The organism is Hymenobacter sp. IS2118, from assembly GCF_000715495.1.
Lineage (GTDB): Bacteria > Bacteroidota > Bacteroidia > Cytophagales > Hymenobacteraceae > Hymenobacter.
Genome location: NZ_JNLX01000059.1, coordinates 55,249 through 72,228, shown reverse-complemented (window position 1 = coordinate 72,228; position 16,980 = coordinate 55,249). Strand labels below are relative to the sequence as shown.

At 57.5% G+C, this 16,980-nt stretch carries 17 protein-coding genes; 3 read left to right on the top strand and 14 right to left on the bottom strand.

All coding sequences use genetic code 11. From position 1 onward, the window contains the following. Window positions 1-64: 64 nt before the first annotated feature. From GM79_RS04010 to pdhA, 4 genes are all read right to left on the bottom strand, one after another. The gene (locus GM79_RS04010) at window positions 65-448 is read right to left on the bottom strand and encodes a TraR/DksA family transcriptional regulator (RefSeq protein ID WP_035559588.1); all 384 of its coding nucleotides are present in this window, start codon (window positions 446-448) and stop codon (window positions 65-67) included. 178 nt (window positions 449-626) lie between these two features. Beyond that, the gene (gene ribH, locus GM79_RS04005) at window positions 627-1,103 is read right to left on the bottom strand and encodes a 6,7-dimethyl-8-ribityllumazine synthase (protein ID WP_035559585.1); all 477 of its coding nucleotides are present in this window, start codon (window positions 1,101-1,103) and stop codon (window positions 627-629) included. A gap of 125 nt (window positions 1,104-1,228) precedes the next feature. Continuing rightward, on the bottom strand, window positions 1,229-2,002 hold the full coding sequence (locus tag GM79_RS04000; RefSeq protein WP_152559814.1) for a tetratricopeptide repeat protein: 774 nt from the start codon (window positions 2,000-2,002) through the stop codon (window positions 1,229-1,231). A gap of 109 nt (window positions 2,003-2,111) precedes the next feature. Beyond that, the gene (gene pdhA / locus GM79_RS03995; RefSeq protein WP_035559675.1) at window positions 2,112-3,143 is read right to left on the bottom strand and encodes a pyruvate dehydrogenase (acetyl-transferring) E1 component subunit alpha; all 1,032 of its coding nucleotides are present in this window, start codon (window positions 3,141-3,143) and stop codon (window positions 2,112-2,114) included. Window positions 3,144-3,364: 221 nt separating this feature from the next. Here pdhA and recF point away from each other — a divergent pair, with 221 nt between their 5' ends. Together recF and GM79_RS03985 are read left to right on the top strand one after the other, a co-directional pair. Then, entirely contained in the window at window positions 3,365-4,477 is a 1,113-nt protein-coding gene (gene recF, locus GM79_RS03990; protein WP_035559582.1) for a DNA replication/repair protein RecF, read from the top strand. 70 nt (window positions 4,478-4,547) lie between these two features. After that, complete coding sequence (locus GM79_RS03985; protein ID WP_051718484.1) at window positions 4,548-4,859, top strand: DUF721 domain-containing protein; 312 nt, start codon at window positions 4,548-4,550, stop codon at window positions 4,857-4,859. A gap of 487 nt (window positions 4,860-5,346) precedes the next feature. Here the strand turns inward: GM79_RS03985 and GM79_RS24595 are convergent, their stop codons facing one another. Further along, complete coding sequence (locus tag GM79_RS24595; RefSeq protein WP_072008527.1) at window positions 5,347-5,733, bottom strand: helix-turn-helix domain-containing protein; 387 nt, start codon at window positions 5,731-5,733, stop codon at window positions 5,347-5,349. Window positions 5,734-6,014: 281 nt separating this feature from the next. Continuing rightward, complete coding sequence (locus GM79_RS03980; RefSeq protein ID WP_035559579.1) at window positions 6,015-6,878, bottom strand: glycerophosphodiester phosphodiesterase family protein; 864 nt, start codon at window positions 6,876-6,878, stop codon at window positions 6,015-6,017. A 171-nt stretch (window positions 6,879-7,049) separates the two neighbouring features. On the opposite strand from GM79_RS03980, the gene GM79_RS03975 reads away from it, so the two are divergent. Then, window positions 7,050-7,673 carry a hypothetical protein gene (locus tag GM79_RS03975; protein WP_035559576.1) on the top strand — a complete coding sequence of 208 codons (624 nt, stop codon included), beginning with the start codon at window positions 7,050-7,052 and terminating at the stop codon, window positions 7,671-7,673. Between the two features lie 110 nt (window positions 7,674-7,783). On the opposite strand, the gene GM79_RS03970 is transcribed toward GM79_RS03975, so the two are convergent. The 8 genes from GM79_RS03970 to GM79_RS03935 form a co-directional block, all read right to left on the bottom strand. Then, entirely contained in the window at window positions 7,784-8,053 is a 270-nt protein-coding gene (locus GM79_RS03970; protein ID WP_152559813.1) for a PLD nuclease N-terminal domain-containing protein, read from the bottom strand. A 97-nt stretch (window positions 8,054-8,150) separates the two neighbouring features. Continuing rightward, complete coding sequence (locus GM79_RS03965) at window positions 8,151-8,804, bottom strand: rhomboid family intramembrane serine protease (RefSeq protein ID WP_035559570.1); 654 nt, start codon at window positions 8,802-8,804, stop codon at window positions 8,151-8,153. 94 nt (window positions 8,805-8,898) lie between these two features. Further along, a complete protein-coding gene (locus tag GM79_RS03960; RefSeq protein WP_035559568.1) occupies window positions 8,899-9,870 on the bottom strand; it encodes a polyprenyl synthetase family protein in 972 nt (323 codons plus the stop codon). 239 nt (window positions 9,871-10,109) lie between these two features. Then, a complete protein-coding gene (rnr, locus tag GM79_RS03955) occupies window positions 10,110-12,593 on the bottom strand; it encodes a ribonuclease R (protein ID WP_051718483.1) in 2,484 nt (827 codons plus the stop codon). A 275-nt stretch (window positions 12,594-12,868) separates the two neighbouring features. Continuing rightward, a complete protein-coding gene (locus GM79_RS03950; RefSeq protein ID WP_035559565.1) occupies window positions 12,869-14,914 on the bottom strand; it encodes an ABC transporter ATP-binding protein in 2,046 nt (681 codons plus the stop codon). A 17-nt stretch (window positions 14,915-14,931) separates the two neighbouring features. After that, a complete protein-coding gene (locus GM79_RS03945) occupies window positions 14,932-15,357 on the bottom strand; it encodes a hypothetical protein (protein ID WP_152559812.1) in 426 nt (141 codons plus the stop codon). 90 nt (window positions 15,358-15,447) lie between these two features. After that, window positions 15,448-16,119, bottom strand: a complete 672-nt coding sequence (locus tag GM79_RS03940) for a lipoprotein signal peptidase (protein ID WP_051718482.1) — start codon at window positions 16,117-16,119, stop codon at window positions 15,448-15,450. 132 nt (window positions 16,120-16,251) lie between these two features. Further along, on the bottom strand, window positions 16,252-16,923 hold the full coding sequence (locus GM79_RS03935) for a lipoprotein signal peptidase (RefSeq protein ID WP_051718481.1): 672 nt from the start codon (window positions 16,921-16,923) through the stop codon (window positions 16,252-16,254). Window positions 16,924-16,980: the final 57 nt, after the last annotated feature.

The window sequence follows — 16,980 nt, the reverse complement described above, 5'->3', positions numbered from 1 at the left end:
CGAACCTGCCAGCCGGCCGCCGCAGCGCCGGCCCACAGATTCGGGCCTCGGGCCTTCGCGAAGACTAGTCGCGGCGCGCCATTTTGGCTTCGATGGAGTGCTGGGTGTGGGGCACCGCGCGCAGGCGCTCCTTCGGAATGAGCTTGCCCGTGCCGATGCACACGCCGTAGGTACCATTTTTGATGCGGACCTGGGCGTTTTCGAGCTGCTGAATGAACTTCATCTGGCGCGAGGCCAGCTGGTTCATGCTTTCTTTCTCGGCGGTCTCGGCGCCGTCCTCCAGCACTTTGGCCGAAGAGGCGGTGGTGTCGGTGCCGGAATCATTACTACGGGTCAGGGTTTCCTTGATGAACGCCAACTCTTTGCGGGCCGCCGTCAGTTTATCCTGAATAATCTGGTCGAACTCGCTCAGGTCTTCCCGGGAATAGCGGATGTTTTCTTCGTTCATCGAAAGGGTAAATAGAAATTATGAAAATGAAATACCATTCAGTAATGGAGCGGCAACATCGCCAACTGCTAAATGGTTGGCAGCACTTGCATGCGCCTGCTGCTTCAATTCAAAGCATTTGCATGCTTGTTTTTGCGGCTGCAAAGTTAGGGCTTCAGGGCCGCTTTTCCGTCGAATGCTAAAAACCTAACATTTGAATGGCGGCCACAGCGGCTTCCACTCCCTTATTGCCGTGCTTGCCACCGGCCCGGTCCCAGGCCTGCTCCAGGGTATTAGTGGTCACGAGTCCGAAAATGACGGGTTTGTTGAACTTCAACCCTACCTGGGTAATGCCCTGGGCTACGGCGTGGCAGATGTAGTCGTCGTGCTTGGTTTCGCCCTGAATAACCACGCCCAGGCAAATTACGGCGTCCATTTCGTCGTGCTGCGCCAGGAACTGGGCGCCCAGCGTGAGCTCGAAGCTGCCGGGCACGGTGTTGCGGTAAATGTTGTCGGCCGTGGCACCGTGCTTGAGCAGGGTGTCGTAGGCGCCGGCGCTCAGCACGTCGGTTATCTCGCGGTTCCAGTCGGCCACCACCAGTCCGAAGCGTTTTTCGCTGATGTCGATGAAAGTGGAGGCGTCGTAATCGCTGAGGTTTTGGAGGGAAGTAGCCATGGCGTTGGGGTTAAAAGCAGTCATCCTGAGTGCGGCGGCAGACCTTGGCACGAGGGAACGGGTTGCGTTCGGGTGCGGTAAGGTCCTTCGCTGCGCTCAGGATGACAAGTAGAGGGAGTGGTTGGTTATTTAGCGCCTTCCAGCTTGGCCTTGAACTGGCGGGCTTCCACCACTTCCTGGGCCGTTGGGAATTCGTTGATGATGCGGTCGTAGGCTTTAATGGCGCCTTCGTTGTCGTTGGCAATTTCACGGGCCGTACCTTCTTTCAGCAAGTAGCCGGGCGAGAAGTACTCATTGGCGTTGTGGTCGGCAGCTTTGGCGTAGAGGTCGGCGGCTTCTTTCGATTTGCCCTGCTCCAGCTGCGCGTCGCCCATCAGGGCGTAGGCCCGGCTCTGCACCAGGTAGTCGTCGGAGCTGAAGTCTTCGAGGTAGTCGAACGCTTCTTTAAACTTGCCCTGCTTCAGCGAGGCCACACCGGCGTAGAAATTGGCGAGGTTGCCGGCTTTGGTGCTGCCGTACTCATTGGCTACGGTAGTCAGGCCGGGCGCCTTGCCGTCGCCCTTGATGGCTTTGCTGAGGGAGTCGGCTTCCCAGTTATTCACGGCGCGGAACATGCTGGTCTGTGCTTTCGTGTCCTGCGTATTACGCCAGTAGTAAAAGCCAAAAGCGCCGGCCACTGCCAATACCACCACCGCCAGAATGCCGAGCAGCACGTTGCTGTTGTTGCGCACGAAATCTTCCGACTCTACTAGGCGGGCGGCCAGCGCGTCCGGGTCTTCCAGCAACGGATTTTCAGGCGCGAGTTCCTCGGCGGGCACCAACGGGTCAGTCGAAGCGTTTTGAACGGGTTGCCCCTGGCGGGCCTGCTGGCTCTTGCCAGTAAATGGAATCTTCGACATATTGGAGAAGCTGCGAGCTATTAGCTGTCAGCTGCTAGCTTTTTATGGGGGAATCGGGATTATCGGCGTTCGCAGAAACTAGTGGCTGACGGCAGTCAGCTGTTCCTACTTAGTCGTGGATGTAAGGGTAGTCGGCCTGCACGTACACGTCCTTGTACAATTCGTCGGGCGTGGGGTAAGGCGAGTTTTCGGCAAACTCTACCGACTCGGCTACCTGTGCTTTGATGCGTTCGTCGATGGCTTCCAGGTCGGCCTCGGTGGCAAACTTGTTGGTGAGGATGGTGTGGCGCACGCCCTCGATGGCGTCGCGGTTCCGGTAGTCCTCCAACTCATCTTTGGTGCGGTACTTGGCAGGGTCGCTCATGGAGTGGCCCTTGTAGCGGTAGGTCTTGAATTCGAGCAGCGTGGGACCTTCGCCGGCCCGGGCGCGCTCGGCGGCGCGGGCCACGGCCTCGTGCACGTCTTCCACGCGCATGCCGTTCACCGGCTCCGAGGGCATGTCGTAGCTCAGGCCAATCTTGTAGAGGTCGTGCACGTTGGAGGTGCGCTCTACCGACGTGCCCATGGCGTAGCCATTGTTCTCAATCACGAAGATGACCGGGAGCTTCCACAGCATGGCCATGTTGAAGGCCTCGTGCAGGGCACCCTGGCGCACGGCGCCGTCGCCCATGGAGCAGATGCAGAGCTTGCCGGTCTTGTTGTACTTCTCGGCAAAGGCAATGCCCGCGCCCATGGGCACCTGGGCACCCACAATGCCGTGGCCGCCCATAAAGCCCACCTCTTTGTCGAACATGTGCATCGAGCCGCCCTTGCCCTTGGAGCAGCCGGTGGCTTTGGCAAATAGCTCGGCCATCACGGCATTGGGCGAGGTGCCCAGCGCCAGCGGGTGGGCATGGTCGCGGTAGGCCGTGATGTATTTATCGCCCTTCTCCAGCGCCGATACCTGCCCCGCTACGCAAGCCTCCTGGCCAATGTAGAGGTGGCAGAAACCTTTGATTTTCTGCTGACCGTAGAGCTGGCCGGCCTTGTCCTCAAACTTGCGCATGAGCTGCATTTGCTCGTACCACTGCATGTACGTTTCCTTCGGAAAAGAAGTACCGGCCTTAGCCTGCTTCGACAAGTCGGTACCGGACGCAGCCATTTCGGGCGCGTCGGTGCCGGGCAGCACGGGGTCGGGCTGACCGCCGGTAGTGGCCGCTTTGCTCTTGGCTTTGCCGTTGGCCGCAGGTGCTGCGCCCTTAGTTGCCGTCGATTTTTTAGAAGCAGCTTTTACTTTCGTATCTGCCATAGCTCATTAAAGGAAAATAATATTTCGCGTTGGGAGGGCGAAATTACGTAAAAGTGCTGGCAATACCGAACCTTATGACCCTTGACTCCCTGCAGCTGCTTTTTTTTAAAAATTACGACGCTGCGGCGCTTCGTTTATCTCCCGGCCTAAACTGCTTTATTGGCGACAACGGCAGCGGAAAAACCAACTTACTGGATGCCATTCACTATTTGTCGCTGACTAAGAGTGCAATAACTTCTTCGGATGCCCTTTGCATTAAGCAAGGCGCTGATTTCTTTGTAGTTAAGGGAAATTTCTCTTCAGGCTCCGATTCCGAGCCGGAAACCATTCAGGTGAGCCTGCGCCTGGGCCAGAAAAAGACGCTGACTCACAACAAGCAGCCCTACGAGCGTATGGCCGACCACATTGGCAAGTACCCCGCCGTGCTCATCTCGCCCTACGACACCGACCTGATTCGGCAGGGCAGCGAGGACCGCCGCAAGTACTTCGATAGCTTGATGGCGCAGCTCGACCACCAATTTCTGGAGCTGCTCATCTCCTATAACGCCTTGCTTCGCCAGCGCAACGCCGTGCTCAAGCAGGGCGACCGCCCCAACCATGGTTTCGACCGCGACTACTTGTTGGCGCTTGATGAGCAGCTAGCCCCCATAGGCACCCAACTAACCGTGTTGCGTGAGTCCTTTCTAGCGGAGTACCTTCCCCTGTTTCAGCGCCACTACCAGCAGCTGGCCGATGGGCGCGAAGCCGTTACCCTCACCTATAAGAGCCAGCTGGTCGGGGCTGACTTCGCTCAACTCCTACGCAGCAATGAACGCCGCGACTTCGCCCTGCAGCGCAGCACCAATGGTTCCCACCGCGACGACTTTGTGTTCCTGATGGATGAGCAACCGGTGAAAAGCCATGCCTCGCAGGGCCAGCAAAAATCCTTTGCCATTGCCCTCAAGCTGGCCCAGTTCGAGATGCTGGCCTCCACACAAAACCACAAGCCCCTGCTTCTGCTCGACGACATTTTTGACCGTCTTGATGACAAGCGCATCGCCCGCCTGCTGGAGTTGGTAGCGGATGAGACCTTCGGCCAGGTATTCCTCACGGACACCAACCTGGAGCGAACCGACCAGGCACTGGCACGGGTAACAATTCCCATCCTCCGGTTTCGGGTGCAGGATGGGGCAGTGGCACCAGTTTAGCCAGAGTGCAGGGCTACCTTTGCACCCCCAAAAAGCAGGTAAGCCAACCTTCTTACTTTGGCCTGTCTACATGATAAAAAAGCCCTCCTCTCCTTCCCGCTCCGGCGACATCTCCCTTAAAGAGGGACTTGAGGAATTGGTGCGTGCTTATCGCCTTAAGGGCAAGCTTAACGAGGTGACGGTGGTATCCAGTTGGGAGCGGGTCATGGGCAAGGCAGTCGCGTTGAAGACCAAAGAAGTCTATGTTAACCAAGGCCGGCTTTTTGTTCGGCTTACTTCCGCCCCGCTCAAGCATGAGCTTCTCATGGCCAAGACCCGCGTGGCTGAACTCATCAATGCAGAGGTAGGCGAAGCGGTGATTAAGGAAGTCATTTTCCTGTAGGACACATAGCGTTTTCCTGCTCGCTTTATTCCAAAGGCCTGGGCTGTCATCACAGCACTAACTGTCCCTTCTCCGCAGTTTTTAAAATCACTTAAACGCCTGAAGGAACTCACATCCTGATATGGCCCGGACCCTCGTGCAAGTCCTGCTTAGGTCTTTGTCGAAGCCGCAAGTTCTGCACCAACTATAGATGATAGGCGCCAACGCTCAGACTCCTCAATCAAATTACTGGGGTTCTAATTGCGCACAGGGCGAGCACATTCCTCATTGGAAAAAGCCTCGTCACTCAAGTTAAAGGCCATCCCACTTCAATACGAACATTAGCGGCAACGCCCTCCCTTATTGCTGTGTTTTGGAGCCAAAACAAATTCGTTGGACACGTTTCACCGACTGGCAAACAACATTTTACAACCTAACAAGAGGGCACTCATTGCAATCAGACGGCAGCTAGGCAACGAACAAAAATGTTTCACGTGGAACATTTTTGTCACTTAGGCCCATACACTTTCAACAACAACTCATTGTAGGCTTCTAAAAGAGCTATGTACTTAGTTTGAAGCACTAAAAGTTGCTTAGATGGGTCAGAATCGATGTTTTGAGGCAGTGTTACACGCGGTGTAACACTACTTGTAACAGTGTGTTTAGCAGGCGATGTTACAAATGGGAGTACAGATTGTTGAACAATTGTAAAATCATTTGAAAAATCGTGGTTAATGATATCACCGATTCTTTTTACAAAGCTGTAATCAATTGTTTCTTCTTTGAATTTACGGTAAATAGTTGGCCGTGTAATACCCAGTTCCTCTACGATACGAGTAATGGAAATACCGCTGTTTTTGATAGCTTCCTGCAGGATTTCCCCTTGATGTGACATAATAGACGCAATGTGTAACGCTTGTGCAAATATGTACACTATACACGTATTAAACAAATTTGTTGTTCTTTTTAAACCGTGCCGAACACCGTATTACAATACACATCGTAACATAATTCACGAAATAAGTGTATCATAATTCGATACAATAAGGTGTAACACAATTGATTTGTAACACATTTTGAATAAAACGTTACAACATAAAAATGGCCTGCTGGATTCAGCAGGCCATTTTTATGCGGGATATCAATTTATTTGTACCCCGCAAGAAAAGCTGTTTGTTAAGAAGCAAGCAGTGGAATCAACCGGTCGGGGTAATCGGTTGTCATGCCGTCTAAGCCCAAGGCAAGCAGGCGTTGCATATCGGCCAGGTCATTCACAGTCCAGGGCACCAGGCGAAGGGTGGGAAATTCATCTCGTAAGGCTTGGACTGCAGCTGGAGTTATGGTTGCTGCATCGGGGCCGAAAGTGGTGGGCAGGAAGCCCAGTTGATGCAGGCTGGAAGACCACGGCACCTGGTCTTCAACCAGGAAGCAAGTGGCTAAATCCGGCTGTAGCTGATGAGCCAGCTGCAGAATGCGCGCATCAAAACACAGCAGGGTGGTGCGCTCCAAAACCCTGGCTGCGGCAAGCTCGGCCAGCACCAGGGGGAGGAACTCGCCGGGTGCCGGGTGGAACAGATTGTCGCCCGCCGGGCTGCATTTTATCTCGACGGAGTATTTCACTGGCGGCCGGCCGAGCCGAAGCGAAGCAGATTCGAGGGTGGAGAAAACCTCGCTTAGAAGGGGCTTATAAGCAGGCTCAGAAACCTGGGCCGGGAAGCTAGGGTGACGAAGCTGGCCGCAGTCGCAACGCCGGATGGTAGCGTAGGGCAACCGGTATAAGTTGTAATTCCGACCATCGGCCAACGGGATGGACTCGCCATCGGGGTTGAGGCAAACGAGCGGGTTGAGCCAGGGTTCATGGGATACGACGACCTGTTTATCGGCCGATATGACAACATCTAACTCGATAACATCGACCCCTAATGCTAAGGCGTGCAGGAAGGCCGGGAGGGTATTTTCGGGGCGCAGGCCGCGACAGCCGCGGTGGCCGTGTACCTCCGGGCGCGCTGGCGCAGCACGATTATTAGCAGGGATAAGCATGGCACAGGAATAAGAATTCGGAAGGCAGCAGATGTGCCTGCTCTTGACGTAAAACCAGTCGTATGGCGGCTTTGTGACAAGCAATAACTGAAAGAAGTCTGATATACGGCAGAACCGTCATAAGCCGGGGTTTGGGGTAATTTTGTGGCTCACCTTATTGCTTAGGCATCCATGAAAAAACTACTGCTACTTGTCTTGCTGATAGCCCTGGGGGCCGGAGGCTACTATTTGTACCGAAGTGCGAAGAACGGGCCGGAGGGCGCGCTGGTGATGGCCGCGGCGGCCGTGCAGTCGCACGACATGGCGGCGTTTGAGAAGTATGTGGACGTAAGCAGCGTGACCGGCCATTTGGTAGACGACGTGGCCCAGCAAGGTTCGGCGCTAACGTCATTGGTGCCTGGCGGTGGACTGATGATGGGCGGTGCCTTGCGGCTGCTGAAGCCGACTTTGGCCAAAGCGGCTCGCAAAGAAGTGGAGCGCTACGTGGAAACGGGCTCGCTACAAGCGGCGGCAGAGGCAGCGCCGAAACGCACGGTGAACCTTTCGCTGACCGGGCTGGCCAGCCGCGTGGTAGGCCCCGACAGTAAGTTCAAAGGCATCAAATACAGCCGTGAGGAAGGCGACAACGCCTTCGTGGGCCTGGAGATATCGCAGCCCAAGTACGATACCACAATGGTAGTGGAGGTGAAGCTGCGCCGCCTGGCCGACCATTGGCAGATGACCCAGATTACGAACAGCGGCGAGCTGCTGCGCGGCGTAGCACGGCTCGAGAAGAAGCGGTTGCTCAACCAATAGAAAGAGCCCGCCTGGTGCCCGAGCTACGGTGCCAGCGGTACAAATTCCATCCAACAAAAAGCCCCGACCAGATGACTGGTCGGGGCTTTTTGTTGGGTTGAGCAATGCTACTACTTACGGCCGGAGAAGAGGAAATAAATAATAGAACCACCGAAGGGGAAGAACCAAATGACAGCACCCCAAATAAGCTTTTTAGTGAGGCTCCAGTCCTGCTTCAACAAGCTAAACAAGGCCGCAATGGCCAGTAGGACATAAAGGATTCCGAAGATGGACAAGCTACCGTTGTTGTTGCGACCAGAACAAGACGTGACAAACAAGGCAAGCGGCATCAGAAGCGCCGCGAGGGGCAAACGGGAAGTAAAGTGACGAAGGGATTTCATGGTAAGAAGGGTCAGGTGAAAGAAACAACTTGCCCCCAGATACGCAGTGCCCCACAAATAGATATAATAAAGCTGATTTAATCACACAAATAATTGACTATGAAAGCTTTGCCTGAATAAACAGGCTTATCTGACTAACAAACTCCGGGGCAGCAGCCGGGAAGAGGACCAGCAGCAGTACTACGCCATAGAGCGCGCCATAGAAGTGGGCGTCGTGGTTGATATTGTCGCCCCGGCGACGGCCCATGTACCAGGAATAGGCCAGGTAAAGGATGCCGAATACGAAAGGCTGAATGGGAACTGGGATGGGGAAGATGATGATGCCGCCCCCGCTGTTGTTCACCGGAAAGAGCAGAATGCTGGCAAACAGTACCGACGAAACCCCGCCCGAAGCGCCGAGGCTGCGGTAGCCGGGGTCGTTGCGGTGGCGGAAGTAAGTAGGCAAATCGGAGAGGATGATGCCGCCCAGGTAGAGCAGCAGAAACAGCCCCAGACCCGCGCCCTCGCCATAGCCTTCCACCAGTGTGCTGAGCACCACCGGGCCGAAGGAGTAGAAGGCAAACATGTTGAAGAGCAAGTGGGCCCAGTCGGCGTGCAGGAAGCCGGAGGTGAGCAGGCGGTGCCACTGGCCGTCGGAGCGGGCCATGCGGTAGGGCTCCAGTATCCAGGAGTTCATCAGCTCGTCTTTCGACCAGGCGTAGGCGGAGATGGCGACCGTGAGGCCGATGAGGATGATAATGGGGTCGAGCACGGAAAAAGGGGGTATAGCACCTGCATTAGCTTGTGCATCGTGAGGGAAGGCACAAGCTAATGCAGGTGCCACAGGCATACGTAACCGGAGCCGCCTAGCTCTCGCGGTCCATGAGCTGGAGCGCCAGCTGGTGCAGGGGTTGTTTGCGCTCAGCGGGGGCCTCTACGCGCTCCAGGTGCTGCAGGGCATCCTGGAAGTAGTCGTTGATGAGCGCCTCCGTCTGCGGGCGAATTTCGAGCTCATCGTAGATGGCGCGCACGGCCGCTACTTTGGCATCGGCATCAGTCACGGGCTGGGCAATGAGCTGGCGCAGGACGGCCTGTTGCGAGTCGTTAGCCTGGGCCTGGGCAGTGAGCAGCAGGAATGTCTTCTTATTGGCCACGATGTCGCCGCCCACGCGCTTGCCAAAGGTGGCGGCGTCGCCATACACGTCCAGCAGGTCGTCGCGCAACTGGAAGGCCAGGCCGATGTCGGTACCGAACTGGCGCAGGTGCTCGGCATCCTCCTCCGTAGCACCGGCCAGGCGGGCGCCCAGCTCGAGGCAGAAGCCCAGGAGCACGGCCGTTTTCAGGCGAATCATGTCCAGGTATTGGGCAATGCTCACCTGGGACTCGGTCTCAAAATTCATGTCCCACTGCTGGCCTTCGCAAACCTCGGCGGCCGTCTGGCCGAAGCGGGTGAGGATGCGCGGCAGTAGCTGCGGGTCGACTTCCAGGAACAGCTCGTAGGCCCGCACCAGCATCACGTCGCCGGAAAGAATGGCCACGTTGGGGTTCCACTTTTCGTGCACGGTGGCCTGGCCGCGGCGCAGGGGCGCCTGGTCCATGAGGTCGTCGTGCAGCAGGGTGAAGTTATGGAAGACTTCGGTGGCCAGGGCAGGCTTCATGATGCCGCCCAGCTCGTCGGTGAAGAGATGGGCGCCGAGCAGCGTGAGCAGCGGGCGAATGCGCTTGCCGCCCAGGCCCATGATGTAGCGGATGGGGGCGTAGAGGGTTTCCGGGGCCTGGCCGTAGTCGAGCTGAGCGAGGGCGGCGGTGATGTTAGCGGGGAAGTCGGCTGGGGTCATAGGTGGTGCAAAGAACGGCAGGCGCGGGGAACCTCACCCCTGCCGGGCACGGCCCCTCTCCAAAAGAGAGGGGAGCCACGGCGGCGCTTAAAGAGTAAACTTGATATTGCTGATATCAACAAAAAAGCCCCGACTCTGGGTTAAGTCGAGGCTTCATTGTTCGTCAGGCTCCCCTCTCTTTTGGAGAGGGGCCCGCCCCGCAGGGGTCTCGTGAGGTTCCCCGCGTCTGGGTTCAGCATTTACCGGCGCTTGCCCTTGTAGCCGCTGCCCTTGCTCCCGCCCTTGCCGGCGCTGTGGTCGCGGTAGCCGCGGGGCTCGCTGCTGCGCTGCTTGCGCTCGTCGGCTTCGCGCTTTTTCACATGGTCGGGGCGGTCGTCTACTAACTCGAAGTCAATGGTGCGGTCGAGTAGGTTGGCGGATTTAACGACTACCATCATCTCGTCACCGAACTGAATGATGCGCTTGTTGTTCTTGCCGACAATGCGGTAGTTGTCTTTATCAAGCTCATAGAAGTCGCCGGGAATGTCGCTGATACGAACCATGCCTTCGCACTTGTTCTCCTCGATTTCGATGTACATGCCGCGCTCGGTCAGGCCGGACACCACGCCCTTGAACGTGTTGCCGATTTCATCGGCCATGAACTCCACCTGCTTGAATTTAATGCTGGCGCGCTCGGCGTTGGCCGCCAGCTTTTCGCGGGCCGATGAGTGCTTGCACTCATCCTCCACGGGGTCGACGGGCACGTTCTTGCCGCCGAGGAGGTAGTGCTCCAGCAGGCGGTGGGCCATCATGTCGGGGTAGCGGCGGATGGGCGAGGTGAAGTGCGAGTAGTGGTCGAAGGCCAGGCCGAAGTGGCCGAGCGGCTCGGTGGTATAAATGGCCTTGCTCATGGTGCGAATGGCCAAGCCTTGCAGCACATTCTGCTCGGGCTTACCCATCACCTCAGAGCTAAGGGTGTTGAGCTCGGTGCTGATTTTCTTCGGGTTGTCGAGCTTCAGCTTGTAGCCAAACTTCTGGGCGAAGAGGGCGAAAGTCTGGAGGCGTTCGGGCTCGGGCGCGTCGTGGGTACGGTACACCATGGTGAAGCGCGGCTTGGACTTTTTGAGGTTGAACACGAACTCGGCCACCTTGCGGTTGGCCAGCAGCATGAACTCCTCAATCATCTTGTGCGCGTCCTTACGCTCCTTCACATACACGCCCAGGGGCTTGCCGTTCTCATCCAGTCGGAACTTCACCTCCTGGGTTTCGAAGGTGATGGCCCCCTGCTTGAAGCGCTGCGCACAGATTTTATGCGCCATGTCGTTCATGATATTCACCTCCTCGGCGTAGTCGCCCTCCTTGCTCTCGATGCGCTCCTGGGCGTCCTCGTAGCTGAAGCGGCGGTCGGAGTGAATGACAGTTTTACCGAACCACGACTCGTAAAGCTTGCCAGCTTCATCGAGCTCGAACACGGCCGAAAAGGTCAGCTTGTCCTCATTCGGGCGCAGCGAGCAGAGGCCGTTGGAGAGGCGCTCGGGCAGCATGGGAATCACGCGGTCCACGAGGTACACGGAGGTGGCGCGATGCTTGCCCTCGCGCTCCAGCTCGGTGCCGGGGCGCACGTAGTGGGTCACGTCGGCGATGTGCACGCCGATTTCCCAATGGCCATTTTCCAGCTTCTGAATGCTCAGGGCATCGTCGAAATCCTTGGCGTCGGCGGGGTCGATAGTGAAGGTGGTGATGTTGCGGAAGTCGCGGCGGCGAGCAATTTCCTCCGGCTCGATAACCTCACTGATGCCTTCGGATTCGGTCTGTACTTCCTCAGGAAATTCGAACGGCAATCCGAACTCGGCCATAATGGCGTTTATCTCGGCCTCGTTGCCGCCGGCCTGCCCGAAGTTGCGCACGACCTCGCCGGTCGGCTGGCGGTTTGGGTCGGTCGGAAACTCGGTGATGCGGACCAGCACCTTGTCGCCATTACGCGACTCGTGCAGTTGATGCGGCGGCACGAACACGTCGAAATATACCTTGCGGTTGTCGGCCTTCACGAAGCCCAGCGTACCCTGAATCTGAATGCGGCCGACTACTTCGGGCCGCACGCGCTTGAGCACTTCCACCACGTCGCCCATGGGCCGGCCGTCGCGCGAGCCGCTGCGCAGGCGCACCCGCACCACGTCGCCCTGCAGCGCAAACTTGAGCTGGTCGGTGAACACGCGGATATCGTCGCCGCCATCGACGCCTTCGGGCACCACGAAGGCGAAGTTGGGCGTGGCCAAATCGACGGTGCCAATAATGGTGTTGGAGGGAGCGCGCTCGGGGCGGTCGTCGCCGTCCACGTAGTCGAAGCCAGCGGCGCGGCGACGGTGCACAATGGGGTCCTGGCCAAACTCAGCCTGCACCGAACGGTTGCGGGGCGGGGCAATGGGCGCGTCGCCTTTTTTGGATGTTTTCTTGGCGCTGGACGGCATCAACGCCGCCGCCACGGCATCGGCATCGGCGAGGCGGTATTCGTCGTTTTGAAGCAGCGTAATGAAGCCGTTTTTGCGCAGCACCTTGATGTGGGCAAAAATCTCCTCGCGCTGGCCTTTGGTCGTCACGCCGAGGCGGCGCGAGAGCTGGCGGTAGGCCAATACTTTGGTGGGGTTGTCGGTGAAGGCACGCAGGACCTGGTCCTGGGTGATGGCCGTGGCTTCGGGCTTTTCGCGCTTGGCGCGGGGAGCCTTGGAATTTTCGGGGGTATTCATGTTAAAAAGTGGCCGCCGAAAAGTGGTTTGGTCGCAGGCGGCGAGAGCGGAAAATAAGGTTGGCGGCGGGGCCGCGCCGCTTAGTGAAACGCGGGCCGGGCCGGGAGGTTGTTTATTAGGGTTTCGTAGCGTTTGGATGGCATGCACCCGTCATGCTGAGCGGAACGGAGCGAAGTCGAAGCATCTCTACCACGCAAGTAATTCAATCGGCAGCAACGAAGCGGTAGAGATGCTTCGACAAGCTCAGCATGACGGGCTGCTATCCCCGCCTGGCGTTACGCCCGGCTGGCCACGGCCGCTTCAATATCGGCCAGACTATCCTTGGGAATAGCAGCCAGCAGCCCTCGGGTGTATTCGTGTTGCGGGTTGGCATAAATGGCCGCCGCCGGGCCGCTCTCCACAATGCGGCCCTGGTGCATGACCAGCAGCCGGTCGCTCATAAACCGGGCCACCGACAGGTCGTGGGTGATGAAAAGATAGGTGATACCGAACTCGCGTTTAAGGTCGTTGAGCAGGTTCAGTACCTGCGCCTGCACCGAAACGTCGAGGGCCGAAACCGACTCGTCGCAGACAATCAATTTGGGCTGCAAGGCAAGGGCCCGGGCAATGCAGATGCGCTGCCGCTGCCCGCCGCTGAACTCGTGCGGGTAGCGCTGGAAATGCTCCTCGCGCAGCCCCACGGTGCGCAGCAGCTCCAAAACTTTGGCCTTTTGCTGCTGGCGCGTGCCGCCCACGTTATGCACCCGCATGGGTTCCCAGATGGCTTCGCCCACAGTCAGCATCGGGTTCAGCGCAGCGTAAGGGTCCTGAAACACCAGCTGCAAATCGCGCCGACGGTGGCGCAACTCCCCGCTCGACAGCTTCGCCAAATCGGTTCCTTCAAACAGGATGCTACCCGCCGTTGGTTCCGTGAGGCGGAGCAGCGCCCGGCCCAGCGTGGTTTTACCGCAGCCCGATTCGCCCACCAGGCCAATGGTTTCGCCGGGATAGAGCGTGAAGCTGACGTCATCCACGGCGCGGACGTAATCGGTGGCGCGGCGGAAGAAGCCTTTGCGGAGGGGGAAGTAAACCTGGAGGTTCTGGACTTCGAGGAGCGGGGCCTCATCCCCCCGGCCTCCTTCCCCGATGGAGAAGGGGGAACCTGACGCCTGAACTGCGTTTGGGGTTAAGATTGGAACCGGGGTGGGCGCAGGAGAAGAAGCGAAAGAATCAGCAGCGGCAATTGACGCAGCAGAAACCGTTTCCCCGCGCATGACCGGCTCTCCCTTCTCCACCGAAGAAGGGGGCTGGGAGGATGAGGCGACCCGTGGAACACCCCCCGAAACAACATGTTCCACGGGGAACGTTTTGGCGGTATCAGTTTTATCGTGTAACTGCTGGGCTTCCACTTCGGGCGAAGATGCCGCAAGTGCCTCATCTGGCAGCGGAAGCACCGGCGCGGGCTGGGCGAAAAGCTGGCCGCTGGCATCTTCACCCATGAAATCGGCCACTACGGGAAGGCGTTTTTTGCCCACCGAGAGGCGCGGACGGCACGCCAAAAGCCCTTTTGTGTACGGATGCTGCGGATTTGAAAAAATATCCAGCACCCTCCCCTGTTCCACGACTTTGCCCCGGTACATGACCAGAATGCGGTCGGCGATTTCGGCCACCACGCCGAGGTCGTGGGTGATGAAGAGGACGGCCGTGTTGCGCTGCCGGCGCAGGTCGTCGATGAGGCGCAGCATCTGGGCCTGCACCGTCACGTCGAGGGCCGTGGTGGGCTCGTCGGCGATGAGCAGGGCGGGGCGGCAGGCCATGGCCATGGCAATCATGACACGCTGCTTCTGGCCACCCGAGATTTCGTGCGGGTAGCTGCCGAAGATGCTTTCGGGGCGCGGCAGCTGCGCCTCGGTGAACAGCTCGATGGTGCGGGCCTTGGCGGCGGCCGCGCTGAGGTCGGTGTGCAGGCGCAGGGCTTCCACCACCTGGCTGCCGCAGGTGTACACGGGATTCAGTGAGGTCATCGGCTCCTGGAAAATCATGCCGATGTCGTTGCCGCGCACCTGGCGCAGGTCGGTTTCGGATAGTTTCAACAGGTCCATTTCGCCCAGCTTTTCAGACTGGAAGATGGCCTGGCCGCTGGCAATACGGCCGGGCGGCATCGGAATGAGCCCGAGCAGCGCCAGCGACGTCACGGATTTGCCCGAGCCCGACTCGCCCACAATGGCCAGCGTCTCGCCCCGGTGCAGCTCAAACGACACGTTGTCCACGGCCCGCACGTCGCCGCGATGGCTGGAGAAATCAATGGTGAGGTTGGAAACGGTGAGGAGCGGGTTGGGCACGGAGGGAATGATGGGTGTTATAGCTTTTCTAAAGACTCTGAACAAAGACGAGGAAGATTTTCGCCCTCGTAATATGGCGAACACAAGTCCTGAAACTGCTTGATATCAGCAGGTACGGCAGTAGGCTTGTACAACAGCAGCAGGTAATCCTGTCTGTCTTCAAATAGCGTATTACCCGTTTTTTTATAGTAAGCAAATGCGTTATCGCCGGCACAAGATATCGTGACAAGGATATTCTGGCCTTTTTGAAATTCTTCACTGCCTTCGACAACTTCAAATTTGAAGGTAGAGGCTGCCAAACTATAACCGCACTGTGCACACAACTTATCGGGAGTAAAGTCGATGAGTCGAGCTTTCAACTTTTGAAAAGTAGATTCCGGTTTTGAATTTTGACCACAAGCTAAGCAGGGAATAAGTAACAGGAATAATAGCGCGATTTTCATTATGCAAGAACGTCATAGTGATGCAGACCTTTTAACGAAGCGGTAGAGATGCTTCGACTGCGCTCAGCATGACGGTCTACTTCTCCCCTACTACGCCAGCTTCTCAGCGTCTGGAGCGACTAAGGTCGCGCTTTCGTGGTGCGGGGCGGCTACGGGCTGCGATTCGTTGAAAAAGCGGCTCTGGTTGAGCAGAATCAGCGCTACGCCGATGAAGATGGAGGAATCGGCGATGTTGAAGATGGGGAAACCGTTGCTGTAGCTGCCGCCGATGAGGGGCCAGGATTTGGGGAAATACCCCACGTAGAGCGGCACGTAAATCATGTCGATGACCTGGCCGTAGAACCAGCGCGTGGGCGAGCCCAGCGGGGCATTATTGTAGATGACGCCGTAGAAAATCGAGTCGATGAGGTTGCCGAGCGCGCCGCCAAGGATAAGGGCCATGCAGGCTATGTAGCCGGCCGCCACGCGCTGCCGGCACAGGCGAATGATATAGTATACCAAACCCAGTACGGCGAGGCTACGGAAGGCCGTAAGAATTAGCTTGCCATAAGGAGCGGGCAGCTGCGCGCCGAAAGCCATGCCGGGGTTCAAAATGTAGTTTAGCTTAACGACCTGGCCAAGAACCGGGATTTCGCCGGCCGAACCGGGCTGCATATAGGTATGCACCGCCCACTTCGAAAGCTGGTCGATGACGATAATGAACAGCGCCAGCAGGAAGAACCTGACGGTGGAATGGGGACGGGGAATAGTGGTTGGGTGCATTTCAGACAGTTTCCGGAGGCCGCGGCAAACGGGCGAGTAAAACGCAAAAGAACGTCATACAGAACGTAGTGAAGCCTCTTCATTGCTTCGACTGCGCTCCGTATGACGTTCCGGGCTGGCTCTAAAGGGCTGTTAGGCCCGGTTCTCCGCATCAGGCATTCCCAGCGGGCTTTGCTCGGCAGTTCCGGTTTTCTCCTCCTCTTCCTGCTTGAAAAAACGGCTCTGATTGAGCAGAATCAAGGCCACACCGACGAAAATGGAAGCATCGGCAATGTTGAAGATGGGCCAGAGCGAAACGTACTTCCCTCCTATCAGCGGCCAGTTTTGGGGTAGAAAGCCTTCGTAAATGTCCACGTAGAGCATGTCAATCACCTGGCCGTAGAACCAGCGCGTGGGCGAGGCAAAAGGGGCATTGTCGTAGATGATGCCGTAGAAAATCGAGTCAATCAGGTTGCCCACTGCCCCACCCATAATGAGGGCCATGCAGGCAATATACCCTCCCGAAGCGCGCTGCTTGCAGAGGCGGATAATGTAGTAGCTCAGGCCAAACACGGCCACCAGGCGAAAAGCCGTGAGCACCAGCTTGCCGTAGGGCGCCGGCAGTTCGGCCCCGAAGGCCATGCCGGGGTTCAGCGTGTAATGCAGCTTGAACCAGTTGCCAAAAACGGGGATTTCGCCCGCCATACCGGGCTGCATGTAGGTGTGCACGGCCCACTTCGAGAGTTGGTCGATGACGATGATGAACAGCGCCAGCAGAAAGAATTTGGCCGCCGTTTGCTGGCGATTGGAGAGGATTGGGTGCATTCAGGCGGTGCCAAAAGTGGCGGGAGCGACGGACTGTTTTATTACCGTCTTTTTATA

What these genes read in the sequence shown, in the direction of transcription:
- GM79_RS04010 (WP_035559588.1), bottom strand. Translation starts at nt 448, where the DNA reads ATGAACGAAGAAAACATCCGCTATTCCCGGGAAGACCTGAGCGAGTTC.
- ribH (WP_035559585.1), bottom strand. Translation starts at nt 1,103, where the DNA reads ATGGCTACTTCCCTCCAAAACCTCAGCGATTACGACGCCTCCACTTTC.
- GM79_RS04000 (WP_152559814.1), bottom strand. Translation starts at nt 2,002, where the DNA reads ATGTCGAAGATTCCATTTACTGGCAAGAGCCAGCAGGCCCGCCAGGGG.
- pdhA (WP_035559675.1), bottom strand. Translation starts at nt 3,143, where the DNA reads ATGGCTGCGTCCGGTACCGACTTGTCGAAGCAGGCTAAGGCCGGTACT.
- recF (WP_035559582.1), top strand. Translation starts at nt 3,365, where the DNA reads ATGACCCTTGACTCCCTGCAGCTGCTTTTTTTTAAAAATTACGACGCT.
- GM79_RS03985 (WP_051718484.1), top strand. Translation starts at nt 4,548, where the DNA reads ATGATAAAAAAGCCCTCCTCTCCTTCCCGCTCCGGCGACATCTCCCTT.
- GM79_RS24595 (WP_072008527.1), bottom strand. Translation starts at nt 5,733, where the DNA reads ATGTCACATCAAGGGGAAATCCTGCAGGAAGCTATCAAAAACAGCGGT.
- GM79_RS03980 (WP_035559579.1), bottom strand. Translation starts at nt 6,878, where the DNA reads ATGCTTATCCCTGCTAATAATCGTGCTGCGCCAGCGCGCCCGGAGGTA.
- GM79_RS03975 (WP_035559576.1), top strand. Translation starts at nt 7,050, where the DNA reads ATGAAAAAACTACTGCTACTTGTCTTGCTGATAGCCCTGGGGGCCGGA.
- GM79_RS03970 (WP_152559813.1), bottom strand. Translation starts at nt 8,053, where the DNA reads ATGAAATCCCTTCGTCACTTTACTTCCCGTTTGCCCCTCGCGGCGCTT.
- GM79_RS03960 (WP_035559568.1), bottom strand. Translation starts at nt 9,870, where the DNA reads ATGACCCCAGCCGACTTCCCCGCTAACATCACCGCCGCCCTCGCTCAG.
- rnr (WP_051718483.1), bottom strand. Translation starts at nt 12,593, where the DNA reads ATGAATACCCCCGAAAATTCCAAGGCTCCCCGCGCCAAGCGCGAAAAG.
- GM79_RS03945 (WP_152559812.1), bottom strand. Translation starts at nt 15,357, where the DNA reads ATGAAAATCGCGCTATTATTCCTGTTACTTATTCCCTGCTTAGCTTGT.
- GM79_RS03940 (WP_051718482.1), bottom strand. Translation starts at nt 16,119, where the DNA reads ATGCACCCAACCACTATTCCCCGTCCCCATTCCACCGTCAGGTTCTTC.
- GM79_RS03935 (WP_051718481.1), bottom strand. Translation starts at nt 16,923, where the DNA reads ATGCACCCAATCCTCTCCAATCGCCAGCAAACGGCGGCCAAATTCTTT.